We start from the raw sequence: 18339 nt of genomic DNA, 5'->3' as shown, positions 1-18339 counted from the left end.
GGCCCTTATGCGGGGCCGGGCAGCCACTCCCGATAAAGCGCCAGGCTGGCCAGGTTCTTGTGTTTGGCCTCGATCATGATGTCGAAACGCTCAAGAAACTGCCGCGCATAACCGTTGGTCCAGTGGTTCCACATCCGCTCGCTGTGCCCGTACAGCTCACGTTTGGCCACGACCTTGAGCAGCTCGCTCATTTCCAGTTTGTCTTCGGCAGCAAAGCCCAGCGCCTGCAAACGCTCCGACGGTTGTGAGTAATGCATCACCGGGCGCACCCCGCGCCAACTGTCGATGATCTGCGCGACCCGTGGATCAGAGGGGTCGATGTACTGCTCTTCGTTGATCCAGCAGTGATGAATATCCAGCACCACAGGCGCCAGATCGGCCAGTTGCAGGCAGTCATCAACGCCATAGCTCTTCTCTTCGTTCTCGAAGGTGATGCATGTCTGCGCCACCTCAGACAAACGCGGCCACAGCGCACGAATACCCTCCGCCCCCAGGCGCCCGGCAATGTGCACGTTGCATTTGAAATCCTGAAAGCGCCGGCCATAACCGAGCATGCGGATCATGTCGGCGTGATACTCGAACTCGGCCAGGCTGTTTTCGACCACCGAGGCATTGTCCGACCCTAGCACGCAGAACTGACCGGGATGAAACGACAGCCGAATGTCTGCCGCCCGCGCCCGCTCGCCAATCGCCGCGAAACAACTGCCCAGCCACTGCTGGATGGACGGCTGCTGGTAAAAATCGCGCAGTTGCGGATGGCTGTAGAACGGCAAGAGATCGCTCGACAACCGCAACATGCGCAGCGGCGGTGGCAACTGCGCCACGTAATCGAGCAGGCGCAGTTGCGCATCCAGATTGTGCGTAACCACCTCAACCAGCCTGGCCTGGGCCACGGCGGGCTCGACGCTGTTGATCCAGCGCAAGGTGGTGGTACGTGGGTTGAAGGGGCTTTCCACCCGTTTGATTTCGACCTCCGAGAGGCCGCGTTCAGGGTGGCGGTACTGACAAGCGAAACCGATGCGCGCAAGCGTCATGACTCTATCCAGGTTGACGTCATTGCCGTCAGACCACCGGCAGCGTCACTCGTCCTGCGCAGTGTTCGATGAATTTCGGGCCGCCGGCTTAACAAACGTCACGGACCTTCCTGAGCTCGCCGTCTGGTGACCGGTGTCGCTCTGCTGGCGGTGCTGCCCGGACGGCAGGCGCAGACAATTGCGCGTTGGAGCGGGAACCGGGGTTCAGGTTGCACAACGAGCAAGGCAAGTGGCCACTCTCTGGTTGTGCTGAGCCCCCGTCCGGGCGTAGCATTGATAATAATTCCCATTTGATATAATCCAATCGCTGCCTCTTGCCGGAACGCCCTCGAATGTCTTCTTCCCTCGATATCGGCACGCTGTATCAAGCGCACCATGGCTGGATCCGCAATCTGTTCCGACGCAAATTGGGCAATGCCCACGATGCCGCTGAGCTGGCCCATGACGTATTCGTGCGTCTGCTCAACAATCCGCGCAGCTTCCCTGACGATGCAGACGCCAAAGCCTGGCTAGGGGCGTTATCGCGCAATATGTGCGTGGATTTCTGGCGCCGCCGTCGGGTTGAACAGGCCTGGTTGGAAGTACTGGCCGAGCGCCCACAAGCCTATGCCCCCAGTGAAGAACACCGGGCCGTGGTGTTCGAAGCACTGCTGCAGGTGCAGGCCTTGCTGGAAAAACTGCCGCCAAACGTGGCCGAGGCATTTCTGCTCGCACAGTTGCATGGCCTGGGCTATCGAGAAATCGGTGAGCGACTGGGGGTCAGCGAACGCACTGTCGGCAGCTATATGGCCAAGGCAATGTTCCACTGCGCCCTGCTGGAAGCTGAACTGGCCGCAGCACTGGATGGTGACTGATGCAGGCAGCGATTGATCACCAAGCGTTGCAGCAGGCTGCCGAGTGGTATGCGCAACTGACCGGTACCCCTGACGACCAGGCCTTGCAACAGGCATGGCGACAATGGCTGGCTGACGACCAAGCGCATCGCCAGGCTTGGCGCTTCGTTGAGCAGGTCAGTCAGCGCTTTGCCCCGTTGCAGCAGGACGTCGAGCAGGCCGATCAAACCCTGAGCCGTTTACGCCATGGCGATCAGTCGCGGCGCCGAATACTGCGCGGCCTGGCGGGGCTGTCTGGCCTTGGCGTGTTGGGCTGGTTGAGCTGGCAAGGCAACGCACGGGACACTTGGCAGGCCTGGCAAGCCGACTACCGGACCGGCACCGCAGAGATCCGCGAGCAGCAACTGGCCGACGGCAGCCGGATCTGGCTCAACAGCGGTAGTGCCCTGGATGTGCGCTTCGACGACCAGCAGCGCGGCTTGTACCTGTACAGCGGCGAAGTGTTGATCAGCACCGGCCACGACCGGCGTCCACTGCGTGTGTACACCGCCCAAGGCAGTCTGCAACCGTTGGGCACCCGTTTCAGCGTGCTGCGCGAAGAGCGACAGACCCGCCTCTGTGTGTTCGAAGGCCGGGTGCTGGCACGCTGCGCCGACTCACAGCAACAACAGGAAGTGACGGCTGGTCTGTCCCTAAGCTTCGATGCCCAGACCCTGAGCGCGCAGACTCCCGCGCTGGCGACACGCGAGAGCTGGAGCCGCAACGTGCTGCTGACCAGCGGCATGGACCTGGGCAGTTTCATCGCTGAGTTGGGTCGCCACCGGCACGGTTACCTCGGCATCGCCCCGCAGGTCGCTCATCTGAACATCATGGGCGCCTATCCACTGCATGACACCGACCTGGCACTGGACATGCTGGCCAAGACCTTGCCGGTGCGCATCCAGCGTCGCATGCCATGGTGGGTGAGTGTCGAGCCGCTTTGAAAAGGGCCACGGCAAAAAAGATTCACTGACGACTTCCGGTTTTTTTCGCTCATCCGATTACTTCCGGCACTTCTGCTCAGTGACTCTTTTCAAGGAACCCCCCGATGCTGTCCAGTTTCCGTGTTCATCCGCTTGCCCTGGCCGTGTTGCTGGCCGCTCCAGTCACCCTGCTGCTGCACGATCGCGCCCAGGCCCAGGAACAAGTGCAACTGCGCACCTTCACCCTTGAAGCCGGGCCGCTCAATATGCGGCTGACCGAGTTTGCCAGCATTGCCGGCATCTATCTGAGCGGCGACCCGCAACTCACCGTCGGCAAGACCAGCCACCCGGTGCAAGGCCGCTATGCGCCGGCGCAGGCACTGCAGATTCTGCTGACCGGTACCGGGCTGCAAAGCGTATCGCTGGGCGAAGGCAGTTACGGACTGGTCAAAAGTGAAGCCGCGGCCAATGCCGTGGCCCTGGCGGCCACCAGAGTTTCCTCCTCATCGGTCGAGTCGGCCTGGGGACCAGTGGACGGTATTGTCGCCAAGCGCAGCGCCACTGGCAGCAAGACTGATACCGCATTGAGCGAAATCCCGCAGACCATCAACGTGGTCACCCAGGACGAAATCAAACTGCGCGGTTCGAAATCAGTCACCGAGGCCTTGCGTTATACCCCGGGCATAAATGGTGGCGGCTTCCCGTCACGGGTGAAGATTTTCGACGAGCCTGCTTCCCGGGGCTTTTCACCGACACCGCTGTATCTGGATGGGCTGCACCTGCCCTATGGCGGCGGCAGCACCGGTGGTGCATTGCAGATCGACCCGTACACTCTGGAGCGGATCGAGGTTCTCAAGGGCCCGGCGTCAGTACTTTACGGACAGAACCAGCCTGGCGGGATCGTCAACATGGTCAGCAAGCGTCCCAGCGCCACGCCGCTGCACGAAATCGTGCTGGGCGGCGGTAGTTGGGATCGCAAGTACGGTGCGTTCGACGTCAGTGCCCCTCTGGATGATCAGGGCGAGTTTCTCTACCGGTTGACCGGGGTGGTCAATGACAGCCAGTCATCCATCGACTATGCCGACCAGAATCGAATGCTGCTGGCTCCCAGCCTGACCTGGTTGCCCAGCGAGCGCACCAGCCTGACCCTGTTCGCCCAGTACCAAAAAGATCGGGGCACACCTGAAGCGCAAGGCTTGCCGGCTTACGGCACGCTATACAGCACACCACAGGGCCGGATCAGTCGCTCGCTGTTCATTGGCGAGCCGGGGGTGAACAAATACGACCGCGAGCAGTTCGTGGTTGGCTATGAGATCGCCCATGACCTCAATGAGGTCTGGACCCTCAAGCAGAATGCGCGCTATGCCTATGTCGATGACCGCTACACGGCCCCGCTGCACGGCTATGCCTTCCCGACCAACCCGGTCACCGGCCTGAACGACCGTAGCTATCAAACCCGTTATGGCGTGGACTGGGCGCAACAAAACAAGGTCTATGGCATCGATAGCATTGCCCAGGCGAAGTTTCGCACCGCCGGGATCGACCATACGCTGTTGTTGGGCGTGGATCATTACCACTTCAATTCGCAGTTCCTCGGCCGCTATGACCGCAGCGCCATCGGCATCGACCTGTACAACCCGGTGTACGGTAACTCGATCAACTTCACCAGTCCGTATCGCTGGGACAACACCATCACCCAGACCGGCCTGTACATTCAGGACCAGCTTCACTGGAATAACTGGTTCCTGACCCTCGGCGGCCGTTATGACTTTGCCGAAACCGATAACAAGGCACCACTGAGCGGCACCCACAGCAATATCAAGGACGAGAAATTCACTGGGCGTGCCGGTCTGGGTTATCAATTTGAAAACGGCCTGACTCCATACATCAGCTATGCCGAATCATTCCTGCCGCAGACCGGCACCAACGCTGCTGGCAGCCCATTTGAACCGACCGTCGGCGAGCAGATCGAAGTCGGGCTCAAATATGAGCCGACAGCCATTGATGGCTTTATCCAGCTGTCGGCTTACCAGATTGACCAGAAAAATGTCCTGACCACCGACTTGGTCAACATTGGTTTCAGCACCCAGAGCGGGGCCGTGCGCTCAAGAGGTATCGAGCTGGAAGGCAAAGTCAATGTGACCCGTAACCTGCGCCTGACCGGTTCGGTCGCTCGCAACCAGTCCAAATGGCGCAGCGTGAACGATGGCCGCGAAGGGCGCACCCAGGCAGGCAACCCGCCACTGACCGCTTCAGCCTGGGTCGATTATCACTTCGATACCAGCCTGCTGGCCGGACTGGGCCTGGGCTTGGGAGCACGCTATGCAAGAGGCAGCTACGGCTCGGACTACCCTGGCAGTACCTTCCAGATTCCGTCCTATACCGTCTACGACGCAATGGTCTCCTACGATCTTGAGAAGTCGCCGCTGCACATCAACGGGGTGGCCGTAAGACTCAATCTGGAAAACCTGACCAACGATAAATACGTCGCCAGTTGCGGCAGTGATCTTGATTGCTACTACGGCGAGAGCCGCACCTTGACTGCTGATGTGACTTACAACTGGTGATCGCAAGAGACCAATCTACCGTGTGGAGGTCGATTTATCCGCGAAGCTCTTTCGCCGCTGAAGCGGCTCGGGATGGGCCGCTCCTTGGCCACCCACTCAAACCACAAACTTGCCCACCAGCGTATTGAGTTGCACCGCCAGACGTGACAGTTCCTGGCTGGCGTCGGAGGTCTGGCTGGCGGCCTGGGCGCTGCGCAATGAGATATCGCGGATGCTGACCAGGTTTTGGTCCACCGAGCGGGCGACCTGGGCCTGTTGTTCCGAGGCGCTGGCGATCAGCAGGTTGCGTTCGTTGATGTCGCTGATCGCTTCGGCAATCTGCTCGATGGCTTCGCCGGCCTGGTTGGCGCTGGCCAGGGTGTCGCTGGCTTCGGTGTCGCTGCGACGCATGGAGCTGACGGCGGCTTCGGAGTTGCTGCGGATCTCGGCGATCATCTTCTCGATTTCCTGGGTCGAGAGCTGGGTGCGATGGGCCAGGGCCCGGACTTCATCAGCGACCACGGCAAACCCCCTGCCCTGCTCGCCGGCCCGCGCCGCCTCGATGGCGGCATTGAGCGCCAGCAGGTTGGTCTGTTCGGCAATGGTGCGGATCACATCCAGCACCTTGGCGATGTCCTGGCTCTTCTGCGCCAGGTCTTCGACGTCGTTGCGGGTCTGGCGCACGCTGTCGCTCAGGCGCTTGATGGAGGTGATGGTGGTAGTGACCTTGCTCTGGCCCAGCACCGCCGACTGTTCGGAGCGCTGGCTGGACTGCGAGGTTGACGAGGCATTGCGTGCCACTTCCTCGACAGCTGCGGTCATTTCGTTGACCGCCGTGGCCGCCTGGTCGGTCTCCAGGCTCTGCTGCTGGGCACTGGCAGTGGTTTCGTGGGTGATGGCGCTGAGTTGCTCGGCGGCGCTGCTCAGTTGTGAGGATGACTGGCCAATCAGGTCAATCATCGAACGCAGGTTGTCACGCATCGCCCGTGTCGCTGTTTCCAGCCCCGTGAGTTCATCGGCGCCCTGCACATCGATGTCAGCGCGCAGGTTGCCGCTGGCGATCTGTTCGGTGGCGCTGAGCAGGGCACGCACCGGGCGCACAATGCTGTTGCTGAACAGTCGCGCAATCAGCACCGTCAACACCAGTGCCAGCGCGCTTAAAGAACCGATCAGGTAGACGCTGAAGGTCTGTATATCATGCGCTTCGAGGCTGGAGGCATCGGCTCCGCGCTCGTTGATCTCGATCAGCTTTTCCACGCTGGCCTGCAACTCGGAGGCGACCGGCTTGGAGCCAAGCACAATCATCGCCCCAAGCTCCTTCACACTGGCGGTGGCACCGACTGCCACAGCTTGTCGATCTCGCGTATGTAGGCATCAACATAGGCACTGAGCTGCTCGTACAGACGCCGCTCATCATCGGAAGACACCATAGCGGCATAGGCCTGGGTTTCAGTCTTGAGCTGGCTGCGCAGTTTGTCGAGTGTCGCCAGCGAAACGGCGCTCATGCGCTGGTCATCCATGGCGAAGCGCCGCGCATCGACCCGATACAACAGCGCTGCTGCCTGGATCTTGCCGGCCTGGCGGACACTGGGCAACCAGTTCTCATGCAGAGAGACCACCACCCCGTCGACGTTGCGCAACTGCCAGATCGCACTGATGCCGATGACCAGCAACAGCAAACAGATGCAACCAAAGGCCAGGATGGTACGGGTGCCAAGCAACAGATTTCGTGTATTCATGGGTAGCCCCTTCAGACAGAGCCAAGCAATCCCTGGCCTGGAATGACTGGGTTGATATCATCTGGTTATTTTTTCCGCAGACGCATGGGCACTGCGGTTTGAATCAATACAGAATGCTCACGCCCGTGCCGTGAGGCAGGCCCTCAGCCCTCCCTGTTCACGGTTCTTCAGGTCAATGCTGCCCTGCAGTCGTTGGGCGATGGCCTGAACAATGGCCAGACCCAGCCCTACCCCCTCCTCGTTGCCGTGACTGTAGAAACGCTCGAACAGTCGCGTTTGTTGCTCATCGCTGATGCCGGGTCCCTGGTCTTCAACCAGCAACGCGAACGAAGCCTCCTGCAACTGCAGTGACACCGCTACATGACCTCCCGGCGGGGAAAACTTCACAGCGTTGGAAACCAGGTTTTGCAGTGCGATGCTCAGCAGCGAAATGTCTGTATTGACCGTACGGTGTGACACCTCGCACTGGAACGACAATTCGAGGCCCTGACCGATAACCCAGGGCGTCAACTGGGCAATGGCATTGCGGGTAGCATCGACCACATCCACCGGTGCCAGATTGATCGGTGCATTAGGCTCCAGACGGGCGATGGTCAGCAGTTGGTTGACCAGCCGGGTGGTGCGATCAACGCCCACCACCAGATAGTCCAGTGATTTACGCTTCTCCTGCTCGCTGGAGGCTTCCATCAGGTTCTGGGCATGGACCTTGAGCACCGCCAGCGGAGTACGCATTTCATGTGCGGCATCGGCGATAAAACGCCGCTCACGGTGCAGCAGTTCCTGGACCTGAGACAGCAGGCGGTTCAGCGCCGCCTGCATGGGTTCGAGTTCTGTTGGCAACGGCGCCAGGCTCAGCGGCTCCAGCGAGCCAGGAGTACGATTGCGCAAGATACAGGCAAGGTCATCGAGCGGTTTTAGGCCCACACCTATCGCCATCCAGACCACCACCAGCAGGATCAGGCTGCCAAGCAGGTTGGGCAGCACGGTGTGGTGGACGATACGGCCGACCAGATCAGCCCTGACGTCATCGCGCTCGCCGACCCAAATGCTGAAGCCGTGCTCTTGGTCATTCAGTACAAAAGCCCGCCACTGCCGCCCTCGCGGGTCGGTGATCGCGCTGAACCCCGGGGTTTTGAGAGGCTGGTCAAAAATCGGCGCGCTGGCGGTATGCACCAGCACCCGGCCGTCACTGCTCCATACCTGAAACGCCATCTTGCTTTCGTAAGGGTGACCACCGGCACGTGGGTCGATGTGTTGCAACGCATTATTGAAGGCCTGGTAAAGCTGCTCATGCTCACCCGAAGCCAGAGGCATGCTCATCACGCCCTGTAGCAGGCGCGCATTACGTGCCAACTGAGCGTCATAGACTTCCGCGATCTCGTGATTGCTGTCATGCACGTTAAATAGCGTGAGCACCAGCAAGCCCACCAATAACAGGCCGATGATCAGCGTCAGAGTCCGGCGTCTGATCGACCTCACGGGCAAACCTCGACCATGTAACCTACGCCGCGAATGGTGCGGATCAGATCACTGAAAAACTTCTTGCGCAGGTTATGGATGTGGACCTCAAGGGTGTTGCTCTCCGCCTCCTCGTTCCAGCCATACAGCAACTGCATGAGGCGCTCACGGGTCATCACCCGGCCGGCCGGTGACAGCAGTTCATACAGCAATTGATACTCTTTAGGGGTCAGCGAGACCGCTTCACCGTCGAGTGTCACGCGCTGGTTGCCAGGGTTCAGGGTAATGCCGCGGTGCTCAATCACCACCTGAGCCCGCCCGGCGCTGCGACGTAGCAAAGCACGCAGACGGGCTTTAAGCTCGGCCAGGTCGAAGGGTTTGATCAGGTAGTCGTCGGCACCGGCATCCAGCCCGGCGATGCGGTCCCCGGTCGCATCTCTGGCAGTAAGGATCAGCACCGGCAGCGTCGAGCCGGTCGCCCGCAGTTTCGCCAACACCTGCAGGCCGTCCAGACGAGGCAAACCCAGGTCCAGCACAGCCAGATCGAAAGTCTCACTGAGCAGCGCATGCAAGGCGCTGGCGCCGTCCTTGATCCAGTCAACGGTATAGCCGTCACGCAACAGGGCTTGATGGATACCGTCACCCAGTGCGGTATCGTCTTCGATCAACAGCAGCCGCATGCGTATTCCTTATTTGAGTTTTTTGTCGATATCGGCCTGCAGTTGCCGGATGTCTTCACGTCGTCCGGCATCAGCCACCTCCCGGCCCGGCCTTGCAGGCGCCTGCAAGGCTTTATTCAAGGCCTCACGGGCTTGAGCATAGCGTCCCAGGCGATACAGGTGGTCTCCCCAAAAGTACAGGGTATCGATGCCTTGAGGATTGATCCGTAGCGCCTCTGTCAGCAATTGCCCGGCCTTTTCGGCATCACCGAACCCGATCGGCCAGCCCGGCACACGGTCATACAAGGCGGCCAGGCTGGTGTACGCCGAGCCTTGCAAGGCGTCAGGGTCAATCGCCAACGCCTTCTCGAAATCCTGACGGGCCAGTTTCGCTTTACCCAGTGCGCCTAAGCCGCCTTGGGCGCCGGCCCAACTGCTGTGCACAATCCCCGACCAAATCCACGCTTCGGCCGCCGCTGGCCGTTCCTTGGTAAAGCGCTCGGTTTGCCCGGACAGACGCTCAAACGCTGCTGCACGCTGCCCTTGTACAAGCTGATACTGGATGTTGGCCCACTCGTTCTGAATGCCGGCAAGCCGCTGTTGATCGGCGTTATCCAGCGCCAGGGCCGGCAGGCTGAGCAGACAGCCCAGTGCGATAAACAAATGTTTCATGGTCAAGGCCGCTCGTGTTGGCTTTGAGAACTGTATTGGCGGATCAACGGCAAGTGCTTACGCAGTCCGCGGTCGACCAGCATCGGCAGCAGGTTGTTGAGCCGCACGAACAACCGCTCTGGCCAGCCCAGATACAGCTCGTTACGGTCACCGATAATGGCGTGAAGCACTGCACCGGCCACGTGTGCGGGTTCGTCCACCTGACTGTTCAGGGCCGCATTGAGTGCTTGCGCTGCCGAGCTGTTCATCGCGGTTCGGGTCGCCCGCGGCGCCACATAAAGTACCCGGCAACGCGAGTCGGCCAGTTCACGGCGCAACGCTTCGGAAAAACCGCGCAGACCAAACTTGCTTGCACAGTAAGCGGTATAGCCGGCATAACCGATTGACCCATACGTCGAACCGACGTTGACGATCATCGCGCTGTCAGCCTGCTTGAGCATCGGCAGCAGTTGCCGGGCCAACAACATCGGCGCCAGCAGGTTAAGTTGCAGCATGGACTCAATGTCCTGTTCAGGCAGTTGCTCAAGCATTGAAAAGTGATTGCTGCCGGCAGCATTGACCAACAAATTGAAACCTTGCAGGCGCTGGGCCTCAGCGACCACTTGCTGACGCCCCGCAGCGTTGCACAGGTCGGCCGCGAGCCACGACAAGCGATCCGGATACAGCGCCAGCAAAGGGCCAAGTGCCTGCCCTTGCCGTGATACGGCCACCACTTGGGCGCCTTGGGCGCACAGCGCTGCCACTATTTGCAAACCGATGCCACCGCTGGCCCCGGTAACGATGACCCTGGCGTCATGCAGCTGCATGGCAGGCCCCGGCGGCCCGAGCGGGCTCGACTGGCAACGAATCGAACATGGCGGTGTACAGTCGGTAGACCACCCGCGAAGCGTGAATCACCGCCTCTTGATCTTCAGGTGCGGTCAAACGGTCCATGAGCTGGCGGTAGGTGTCCATATGGCCGATATCCAGGCTGCCATGGGACTGCAAATAACTGAACGCGGTCTCAGGCAGCCCCAGACGAGCCTTGATGGCACCGGCAGCATGGGTAGCCAGAGCAATGCTGGTGCCCTCCAGCACATTGACCATGCCGAACAGACCGACCGGATTGCCCCGGGCAATCAGGTCGTACAGGTAGGCGACCATCAACTCAATCGGCAGCCCTGGCATTGCGTCACGTACAGCGTCGGCATCAGCGCCACATGCACGCAAGTCGTTGAGGATCCATTGCTCATGACCGTACTCCTCTTCGATGTATTCACAGACCGCACCGCGTAGCCATTCCAGCCGGGCAGGCAGACGGGCACCACAGGCCATCATCAGCGGTACGGTATGGCGGACATGGTGGAAAGCCTGGGCCAGAAACGCCTGATAACTCTCCAGGCTGACCTCGCCGGCCAGCGCCTGGCGAATGATCGGCAGGTTAAACAGCGCGTCACGATCCGTTTGCGTAGCAGCTTGCAACTGTTGGAAAAAACTCATGATGCGATGTCCTCGGCAGATGAATGGGCGCTGAACACATGGTGGTAGTGATAAAGAATGGCGTCGCGGCATGGCCGGCCATTGGCCGTCAGCATCGCGTTGTCAGTGCTGAACGGCTGATGCAACCGGGTCCAGCCATGCACCTGGGCATAACCGGGCAAGGCCAGGTTCGCCTGCTCGACCGCTTCCTGAAGCTGTGCGTCGCTGGTGGCCGGATGACGAGGCCAGAGCAGCGCATGATTGCGCGGCAACGCCTCGCCATAGACAAACGCCTGAGCAATCAGCGGACCTTGGGTCAGTTGCGCCTCGATCCATTCCGGATTGACGTTGCGCCCGAAACTGGTGATGAACTGGTTTTTCTTGCGGCCCTTGATAAACAGGTAGCCGTCCGCATCGAAGTAACCAAGGTCACCAGTGGGCCACCACTGGTCGGGGGCACTGGGTTCATCCAGATAACCAAGCATGGCCCGGTTGCGCACCAGCACTTCGCCGTCCTCACCCAGGCGCAGTTGCACGTGTGCCAAAGGCTGACCGACGCTGCCCGGCCGCTGGGCACCGGGCCGATTGAGCGCGACCACCGATGCGCACTCAGACAACCCATACCCTTCATAGACCGGCAGGCCCACGTCACGGGCGCGTTGCAACAGTGGCTCGCTGACCCGTGCACCGCCTACTGCAAGGAAGCTGAACCCGGCCGGGTTCAAATAACCCTGCTCGGCGGCGCTAACCAGCACCTGGAGTAACTGCGGCACCAGGATCAAGCTATCGGGCTGGCGCCGGGCCAAAACGCCCAACAGGGTCGTGAGATTCACTGCGCTGGCGCCCTGGATGCCCAGACTGCCTTGCGAGGGCAAGCTGACGGTTGCGCCGGCATAAAGGGCGGCGTAGCAGCCGATGTTTTCCAGCAGCACCGCCAGCGGCAGCAAGGCCATATGATGGGTCGGTGCGCTGGCCTGGCTGGCAGCTACCAGCGCCAGCGCCACCTCGACAATACCGGCTGCGCTCAGGCACACCCCCTTGGGCGCACCGGTCGAGCCGGAGGTATAAGTCAGCTTGGCCGTACCGGGCGGCAGCCTTGTAGCATTGACCTCACGAATCCAGAACAACCCGGCCTGCTGATAGCCCGCGTCAATCAATTCATGCTCATGCGGCCTGTCAGCCAGAACGATTTGCACCTGGCTCTGTTGCAGACAATGCTGGCGCTGGGCGGCACTGAAGAACGGCGGCAGGATAACGCAGGGAATCTCTTCTAACAGCGCTGCCAGGTCCCAGATCAGCGCGTTGGCTGTATTGTCCAGGGCCAGGGCGATGGAATTGGCCTGCACGTCACGCAGCAACTCGCGACGCAGTTCGATTTCAGCGTACAGCGAGGCATAGTCGATACGCAGTTCGTCGCCCCAGACGGCCGTGGTATAGGGACGCTCGGCGGCATGCTCAAGCAGCCGGTCACTGAAAACCTTTAGTTCAGGCGACATGGCTGTGGGCCTGTGAAAGAGGGGGTAAGCCGAACCGCTCGAAAAGCCCCAGACGGGTCAGGTGAGCGAAACCGGTGCGGATGTTGCCGATGTGGACACTGGGCCGGGTCTGGTAGTAGCGGCCCCACTCATGGCGCTGCTCACCCAGCCGCATCGGGTCGGCAAGGCACAGCGTGACGGGGCGCAACCCCAATCGATTGAAACTGTTGACCAGGCCGACATTACCGGTGAAAACCACCCATTCCAGCCCTCGCCGGGCCAACAGCCAAGTCACGGTGATGATGCACAGGCGCGCACTGCCGATATTGCTGGCGGCCAGATTGCCGACTTCAACGATGACCCTGCGCGGCACCTCGCCACCGGCTACACCGGCGGCCAGTTGCTCTATGGGGTTATCCAGATAGTGTTCGAGAAACAGCGTGTCGTGCTCGGCCAGCCGTATACCAGCGGTTGCGCACAGGCCATCGTCAGCCCCGCGCAACGCCCACAGCTCGGGCATGAACAGTCGGACCTCAGCGCCATGTGCCTCGAGAAAGCGATCCTGGATATAGCGCTCGGCTTCGCCTCGTACAATGTCGCCCGGCAAGTGCTGCTCAAGCCTTAACGGCGTACTGCCGGCATGACCGAACCACAAGGGCACGGAAAATTCCCACTCAAGTGTTGGCATCAGCTATCACCTCCCCAGCCGGTGTGTGGAGAGGAGTATCGACAGCGAGTCTTAAGAAAGTCTGAAGATGCGCAACAGTCTGATTTCACCCTGCGCCTGGCAAAACCGACGAAACCGGCCCGCGCTGGCAGCATCAGCGCTTATCGCAGGGATGCAATCTGCTCCTTGATCCGGTCACAGGTGCTGTCCCACGACATGCCCTGCAACGCACGGTCAGCCAACGCCTGGAGCCGCGCAGGCTGGCGGGTCAGATCCAGCGCCAGGCCGATGGCTTCGATAAACGCCTGCGGGGTGGCAGCGATGCTCACCACGCCGCTGTCGGCGTAGCACTCAACCACATCATGGATGGGCGTGGACACCACCGGGCGCCCACCGGCGAGGTATTCCAGAGGTTGAGTCGGGCTGATGTAGCGTGTCGATTCATTGATGGCAAACGGCATCAGTGCCACATCCCAACCTGACAGATAGGCCGGCAGCGTCTGGTAGTCGCGCGGCCCCAGGTAATGCAGGTTGGGCTGACGTGGCAGGCTCGCGGGGTCGATCCTGGCCACCGGCCCGATCAGGATGATCTGCCATAGCGGCCGACGCATGGCCAGCTCGCGCAACAGCACAAGGTCCAGTTGCTCATCGAGCACGCCGAAAAACCCCAGCCGCGGTCGGCCGATATCAGCCTGATCGGCAGGCTCGGCCTGGACCAGGCGGGCATGGGCAAAATGCGCGATGTCGACGCTGCCGGGCATCAGGTGCACGTTGTCATGCCGCTCACGCCGCGACTCCCAGAGGCTGAGCCCGCCGGTAAACACCACATCGGCGCGCTCCAGCAGTTGTCGCTCCAGCTCCGCCAGGGCCGGCGGGGCATGGCGCAGCGCCGCCAGTTCGTCCATGCAATCGAAGACCACCACCTGGCCGGCCAGATGCCGGGTAAATCGCAGCCCCATGGGGGTGAAGTACCACAACAGCAGGGGCGCTTGGTGATGCTGCGCCAGCCAGCCATCAAGCAGTTGCCGTTGCAGGCTGATGATGCGCTGCTCGCCAAGGTCCTGCGGCAACCATGGCACCAGCACCGTGATACCGCCAGCCACCTCACGCACCTCCAGATGCGGTTCCGGTCGCTCGTCGAACAACGGCTCTTCGAAGAACCACACCTCGTAGTCAGTGGCCAGCCGCGACATCAACTGTTGCGGTCGCTGCCAGACAAAGTCCCAGCGCAGGTGGCTCAGGCACAACAGCGTCGCTCGCGGCTGGACGGCGGGTGCTGCGGTGAACTGGATGGGCGCAGGGTCGGGTGGTCCGGGCGGTTGGTCAGGTTTCATGTGAGTGTCCTCAGTGCAACGACCGAGCGCCCGTCAGTTCTGCAGTGACGGGCACTCGGCTGCTTGCCAGGCAAGGACCGGGACCACTGAAACTCCGCCTTGTATGGAGTTGGAGCACTGCTGGCGGGTGGCGTTCAGTAGATCGCACCAGCATCCGATGAAGGGGCAATCACCGCCATCGCCTCGATTTCCACCAGCATGCCGTCCAGTGCCAGGCGCGGCACCGGAATCAGTGTGCAGGCCGGTTTCATTGCCGCCCCCCAGGCCTGATCAATGGCCGCCACCCACTCACCCAACCGCTGCTGGCTGTGATCGACAATCAGCAGGGTCAGTTTGAACACGTCGTTGAAATCCGCACCCTGGGCCTGCAGGGCGAGACGGACATTGGCCAGCGCCTGACGAGCCTGGGCGGCGAAGCTGTCGGCCAATAGGCCCTGACTGTCTTCACCGCCCTGCCCGGCCAGAAACACAAAGCGTGCCGGGGTTTCGACCCGTGCGCCATGGGAATAGCCGTTACCGGTGGGGTCGTAGAGGCCTTGCGGGTTGAACAGTTCGAATGCAGCGCGATGGCTCATGGGGCAGCTCCTGGTGTGAAGGAGCGCGAGTATCAGACCTTGAGTTAAGTCGAGGTCAAGCACTCGCCACGCGCACTACAGTGACCAGCGGCAGGTCAGTTCGCCAGACCATCAGTGTCCGGCACCACCGGCTGCAACTGATCGAGCAGATCATGGACCATTTTGCGCGCATGGCCGATCAGGTGCATGCTGCCCATGGCCAGATCCCGAGGTTGGCCCTGCAGGTTATCGGCACATTCATAGGCAATCGCGGTGGCGCAACGCAGCACGTCATAGACCTGGCTGAGCTGCATTTCGAAGTGGTTGAGATCGTGCCCCGCAATGGGCACGGGACTGGAAGTCGGTGGATCGGGAACGAGTTTTTTGGTCATGGCGCAACCCCTATTGATGGATAAAAAGTCACCGCCAAGGCCGCGGCCAAGCGGATGGGTGGCAACTGCACAAGGGTTGGCCGACCGGTCAATAGGTAACCCGGCACACCCGAAGGTGTCCCTCGCGCAGTTGCCATGAAGCTGCACCGTAAACGATATTCACGGTGCGGTTTCCGACATGCTGCGCCTATTGATTGTGTGATCGGGCGGCCAAGCCCTGCCGCTGAAAGCAGCGACGCGAGGCAGCCTAGACAGCCCGGAGCACAGGCGCAAGCGGTCAGGATTTTCTCGGAAATTTCCTTCAAGAGAAAGAGAGGCATCTTGCAATCAGGCGGATTTTCGAGCCAGAAACCGGCCTTTTTGCCATCACCAAAGCCTGCCCGCATAGCCGTCACAAAGCCATGGCCGCTGGCCTTCAACGTGGTATAGGATGCCCGCCTGCTGACAAGTAACCCTTGACATCCTCCCCGGCCTGAAGGCCGGAGATTCCTACGGCGCTCAGGCGCGGCATCGAGCCGCCCCCGAGTCGCTTCGGTGGGTTCCTGCTGCTGGCGCCATGACCTCTGCGCTCACTTCACAGGCTAACCGGGCGTGTCCCGCCCTTAGTACATTCATCGCGCCAACCACATCGGCGTTGCCTTCAAAACCACATCCCACACACCTGAACAGCGCTTGCGTCTGGCGGTTGGCCGCCGACACATGGCCGCAACAAGGGCACGTGCGGCTGGTATCTCGCGGCGGCACGGCAATCAGCCAGCCGCCGCGCCACGCCAGCTTGTAGTCCAGTTGGCGGCGAAACTCGAACCAGCCCTGATCGAGGATGGCCCTGTTCAGGCCAGATTTGGCACGGACGTTTCTTCCCGGCGCCTCTGCCGTGCCTGCCGCCGACCTGGACATATTGCGTACCTGCAAGTCCTCGATACACACCATCGCGTGGTTTTGGCTGATCGTGGTAGAGCACTTGTGCAGGTAGTCGCGGCGGGCATTGCCGATGCGCGAGTGAATGCGCTGGACGCGGGCTTTCGCCTTGTTCCAGTTGCGGCTGAATCTGACCTTGCGGCTCATCGCCTGCTGCGCTTTGCACAGCGCGGTCTCATGGCGTTTGAAGCTGTTGAGGGGTGCGTAGAACGAACCATCCGAAAGCGTGGCGAACCGGGCAATGCCCATGTCGATGCCGACTGCCGCACCCTGCGCCGTGGGCTGCTCATCGATCTCGCGTTCGGTCTGGATACTCACGAACCACTTGCCACACGACTGGCTCACGGTGATGTTCTTCACCGTGCCAGGCACCTCGCGGCTGTTGCGGTAGCGCAGCCAGCCCAGCTTGGGCAGAAACAGGCGACTGTTGGTCTGGTCGAGCTTGATCTGTTTCGGGTCGGGATAGCGGAAACTATCGCGCTGCCCCTTCTTCTTGAGTCGGGGAAAGTCGGCTCGTCTGGCGAAGAAGTTGGTGTAGGCCCGTTCCAGATCCTTGAGGCTCTGTTGCAACGGGTGAACAGGCGCATCGGCCAGCCATGCGGTTTGCGTGCTATGGCGCCACTCAGTCAGCAACTTGCACAGGCCCGCATAGCCGAGCTTGTTCTCGCCTTGCTCGTGGCGCTCCTTCTGCAATGCCAGCGCCTTGTTGAAGACGAAGCGACAGGAGCCCGCAAAGCGGCGCATTTGCTGCTCCTGCCGGCCGTCTGGCATGAGTTCGTACTTGAAGGCTTGAAGTCGTTGCATACTGCTCTTGAGCCATGAGCAATGGAGACGACATTAGGCGCGGACGGCACGGTGTTTTCAAGGTGCATGCCCATGGGGTCTTTGTAACGAAATACCGCCGTATAAGGGCATCTGTGTCGCCATGTTACTTCGCATCATCCTGTGGCGGTGCGTCCATCGAACAGCAGCAGACACCCCACGGTAACCAGGGACGGCTACGCCGTCCGCGCGATCCTTCCCCGCCCTGAACGGCGGGGCTTGTCGCGCCCCGATGGTCAATCCATCGCTATTCGGCGAAGTACTCGCCTGAACAACTGACGCTGTTGCAGCGGGTCATGGCTGGGTCCAGGACCCGCCGCGAAATCATGACTGGCGGAACTGACCAGAGCGATGTTGCGGGCTTGCTGAAACATCGTCTGGTCTGCGACAAATCGACCGGGAATTTACAATATGCAACCGACCCACCAAGGCAGCTGCCTGTGCGGTGCCATCCACTATCAGCTATCAGCACCGCTCAAAGCCTTGAGCCACTGCCACTGCACGCAATGCCAGAAAGCCCATGGCGCGGCATTCGCCAGCTATGCCAGCGTGGCGCGCAGTGCCTTGCTGATTGACCGGGGTGGCCACCTGCTTGCCACTTACGCATCATCGCCAACAGTGGCCCGGCAGTTCTGCTCACAGTGTGGTTCGACGCTGTTCTGGAGCAACAGCGGCGGGCAGTTCGCAGACTGGGTCAGTGTAGCGGTGGCTACTCTGGATACGCCCCTGGAGGCTCACAAGGCGAAACACCTCTGGGTCGAGTCGCGGCCGCAGTGGCATCACACCACTGAGCTGGCGCAGCAGCCATGAGACAAA

At 60.9% G+C, this 18339-nt stretch carries 18 protein-coding genes; 4 read left to right on the top strand and 14 right to left on the bottom strand.

Translation table 11 applies throughout. From position 1 onward, the window contains the following. Positions 1–5: 5 nt before the first annotated feature. Positions 6–1034: an apurinic/apyrimidinic endonuclease family protein gene (locus NJC40_RS12665; protein ID WP_253139051.1), complete on the bottom strand. Its 1029-nt coding sequence runs from the start codon at positions 1032–1034 to the stop codon at positions 6–8. A gap of 332 nt (positions 1035–1366) precedes the next feature. Here NJC40_RS12665 and NJC40_RS12660 point away from each other — a divergent pair, with 332 nt between their 5' ends. The 3 genes from NJC40_RS12660 to NJC40_RS12650 all read left to right on the top strand — a co-directional run bounded on the left by NJC40_RS12660 (position 1367) and on the right by NJC40_RS12650 (position 5396). Next, on the top strand, positions 1367–1888 hold the full coding sequence (locus NJC40_RS12660) for a sigma-70 family RNA polymerase sigma factor (protein ID WP_253139053.1): 522 nt from the start codon (positions 1367–1369) through the stop codon (positions 1886–1888). Next, complete coding sequence (locus tag NJC40_RS12655) at positions 1888–2850, top strand: FecR domain-containing protein (protein WP_253139056.1); 963 nt, start codon at positions 1888–1890, stop codon at positions 2848–2850. Before NJC40_RS12660 ends, NJC40_RS12655 begins: the two co-directional genes overlap by 1 nt. Positions 2851–2954: 104 nt before the next feature. Beyond that, positions 2955–5396, top strand: a complete 2442-nt coding sequence (locus tag NJC40_RS12650; protein WP_253139059.1) for a TonB-dependent siderophore receptor — start codon at positions 2955–2957, stop codon at positions 5394–5396. 96 nt (positions 5397–5492) lie between these two features. Here the strand turns inward: NJC40_RS12650 and NJC40_RS12645 are convergent, their stop codons facing one another. From NJC40_RS12645 to NJC40_RS12585, 13 genes are all read right to left on the bottom strand, one after another. Then, positions 5493–6680, bottom strand: a complete 1188-nt coding sequence (locus NJC40_RS12645) for a methyl-accepting chemotaxis protein (RefSeq protein ID WP_363321672.1) — start codon at positions 6678–6680, stop codon at positions 5493–5495. Between the two features lie 14 nt (positions 6681–6694). Then, positions 6695–7114, bottom strand: coding sequence for an MCP four helix bundle domain-containing protein (locus NJC40_RS12640; RefSeq protein WP_363321673.1), 420 nt, complete (start codon positions 7112–7114; stop codon positions 6695–6697). A 117-nt stretch (positions 7115–7231) separates the two neighbouring features. Then, a complete protein-coding gene (locus NJC40_RS12635) occupies positions 7232–8593 on the bottom strand; it encodes an ATP-binding protein (protein WP_253139062.1) in 1362 nt (453 codons plus the stop codon). After that, complete coding sequence (locus NJC40_RS12630; protein WP_253113460.1) at positions 8590–9252, bottom strand: response regulator; 663 nt, start codon at positions 9250–9252, stop codon at positions 8590–8592. Before NJC40_RS12630 ends, NJC40_RS12635 begins: the two co-directional genes overlap by 4 nt. Positions 9253–9261: 9 nt before the next feature. Beyond that, positions 9262–9903: a tetratricopeptide repeat protein gene (locus NJC40_RS12625; RefSeq protein ID WP_253113457.1), complete on the bottom strand. Its 642-nt coding sequence runs from the start codon at positions 9901–9903 to the stop codon at positions 9262–9264. A 2-nt stretch (positions 9904–9905) separates the two neighbouring features. Beyond that, complete coding sequence (locus NJC40_RS12620) at positions 9906–10709, bottom strand: SDR family oxidoreductase (protein ID WP_253139065.1); 804 nt, start codon at positions 10707–10709, stop codon at positions 9906–9908. Further along, positions 10696–11382: an iron-containing redox enzyme family protein gene (locus tag NJC40_RS12615; protein ID WP_253139069.1), complete on the bottom strand. Its 687-nt coding sequence runs from the start codon at positions 11380–11382 to the stop codon at positions 10696–10698. The genes NJC40_RS12620 and NJC40_RS12615 overlap by 14 nt, the downstream gene beginning before the upstream one ends. Further along, on the bottom strand, positions 11379–12857 hold the full coding sequence (locus NJC40_RS12610; RefSeq protein WP_253139072.1) for an AMP-binding protein: 1479 nt from the start codon (positions 12855–12857) through the stop codon (positions 11379–11381). The genes NJC40_RS12615 and NJC40_RS12610 overlap by 4 nt, the downstream gene beginning before the upstream one ends. Next, positions 12847–13524 carry a thermostable hemolysin gene (locus NJC40_RS12605; RefSeq protein WP_253139075.1) on the bottom strand — a complete coding sequence of 226 codons (678 nt, stop codon included), beginning with the start codon at positions 13522–13524 and terminating at the stop codon, positions 12847–12849. Before NJC40_RS12605 ends, NJC40_RS12610 begins: the two co-directional genes overlap by 11 nt. 140 nt (positions 13525–13664) lie before the next feature. Beyond that, a complete protein-coding gene (locus NJC40_RS12600) occupies positions 13665–14837 on the bottom strand; it encodes a glycosyltransferase (RefSeq protein WP_253139076.1) in 1173 nt (390 codons plus the stop codon). A 134-nt stretch (positions 14838–14971) separates the two neighbouring features. Further along, on the bottom strand, positions 14972–15412 hold the full coding sequence (locus NJC40_RS12595) for a RidA family protein (RefSeq protein WP_253139079.1): 441 nt from the start codon (positions 15410–15412) through the stop codon (positions 14972–14974). A gap of 95 nt (positions 15413–15507) precedes the next feature. After that, entirely contained in the window at positions 15508–15783 is a 276-nt protein-coding gene (locus NJC40_RS12590; RefSeq protein WP_253139082.1) for a DUF6124 family protein, read from the bottom strand. A gap of 498 nt (positions 15784–16281) precedes the next feature. Further along, a complete protein-coding gene (locus NJC40_RS12585) occupies positions 16282–17505 on the bottom strand; it encodes an RNA-guided endonuclease InsQ/TnpB family protein (protein ID WP_045488460.1) in 1224 nt (407 codons plus the stop codon). 429 nt (positions 17506–17934) lie between these two features. Here NJC40_RS12585 and NJC40_RS12580 point away from each other — a divergent pair, with 429 nt between their 5' ends. Continuing rightward, positions 17935–18333 (top strand): GFA family protein, encoded by a 399-nt coding sequence (locus NJC40_RS12580; protein ID WP_253139085.1) that lies wholly within the window; start codon positions 17935–17937, stop codon positions 18331–18333. Positions 18334–18339 lie beyond the last annotated feature (6 nt).

Source organism: Pseudomonas sp. 21LCFQ02, assembly GCF_024129895.2.
GTDB lineage: Bacteria > Pseudomonadota > Gammaproteobacteria > Pseudomonadales > Pseudomonadaceae > Aquipseudomonas.
Note: the sequence above shows the minus strand (reverse complement) of the source record. Positions and strands in the feature narration are given on the sequence as shown.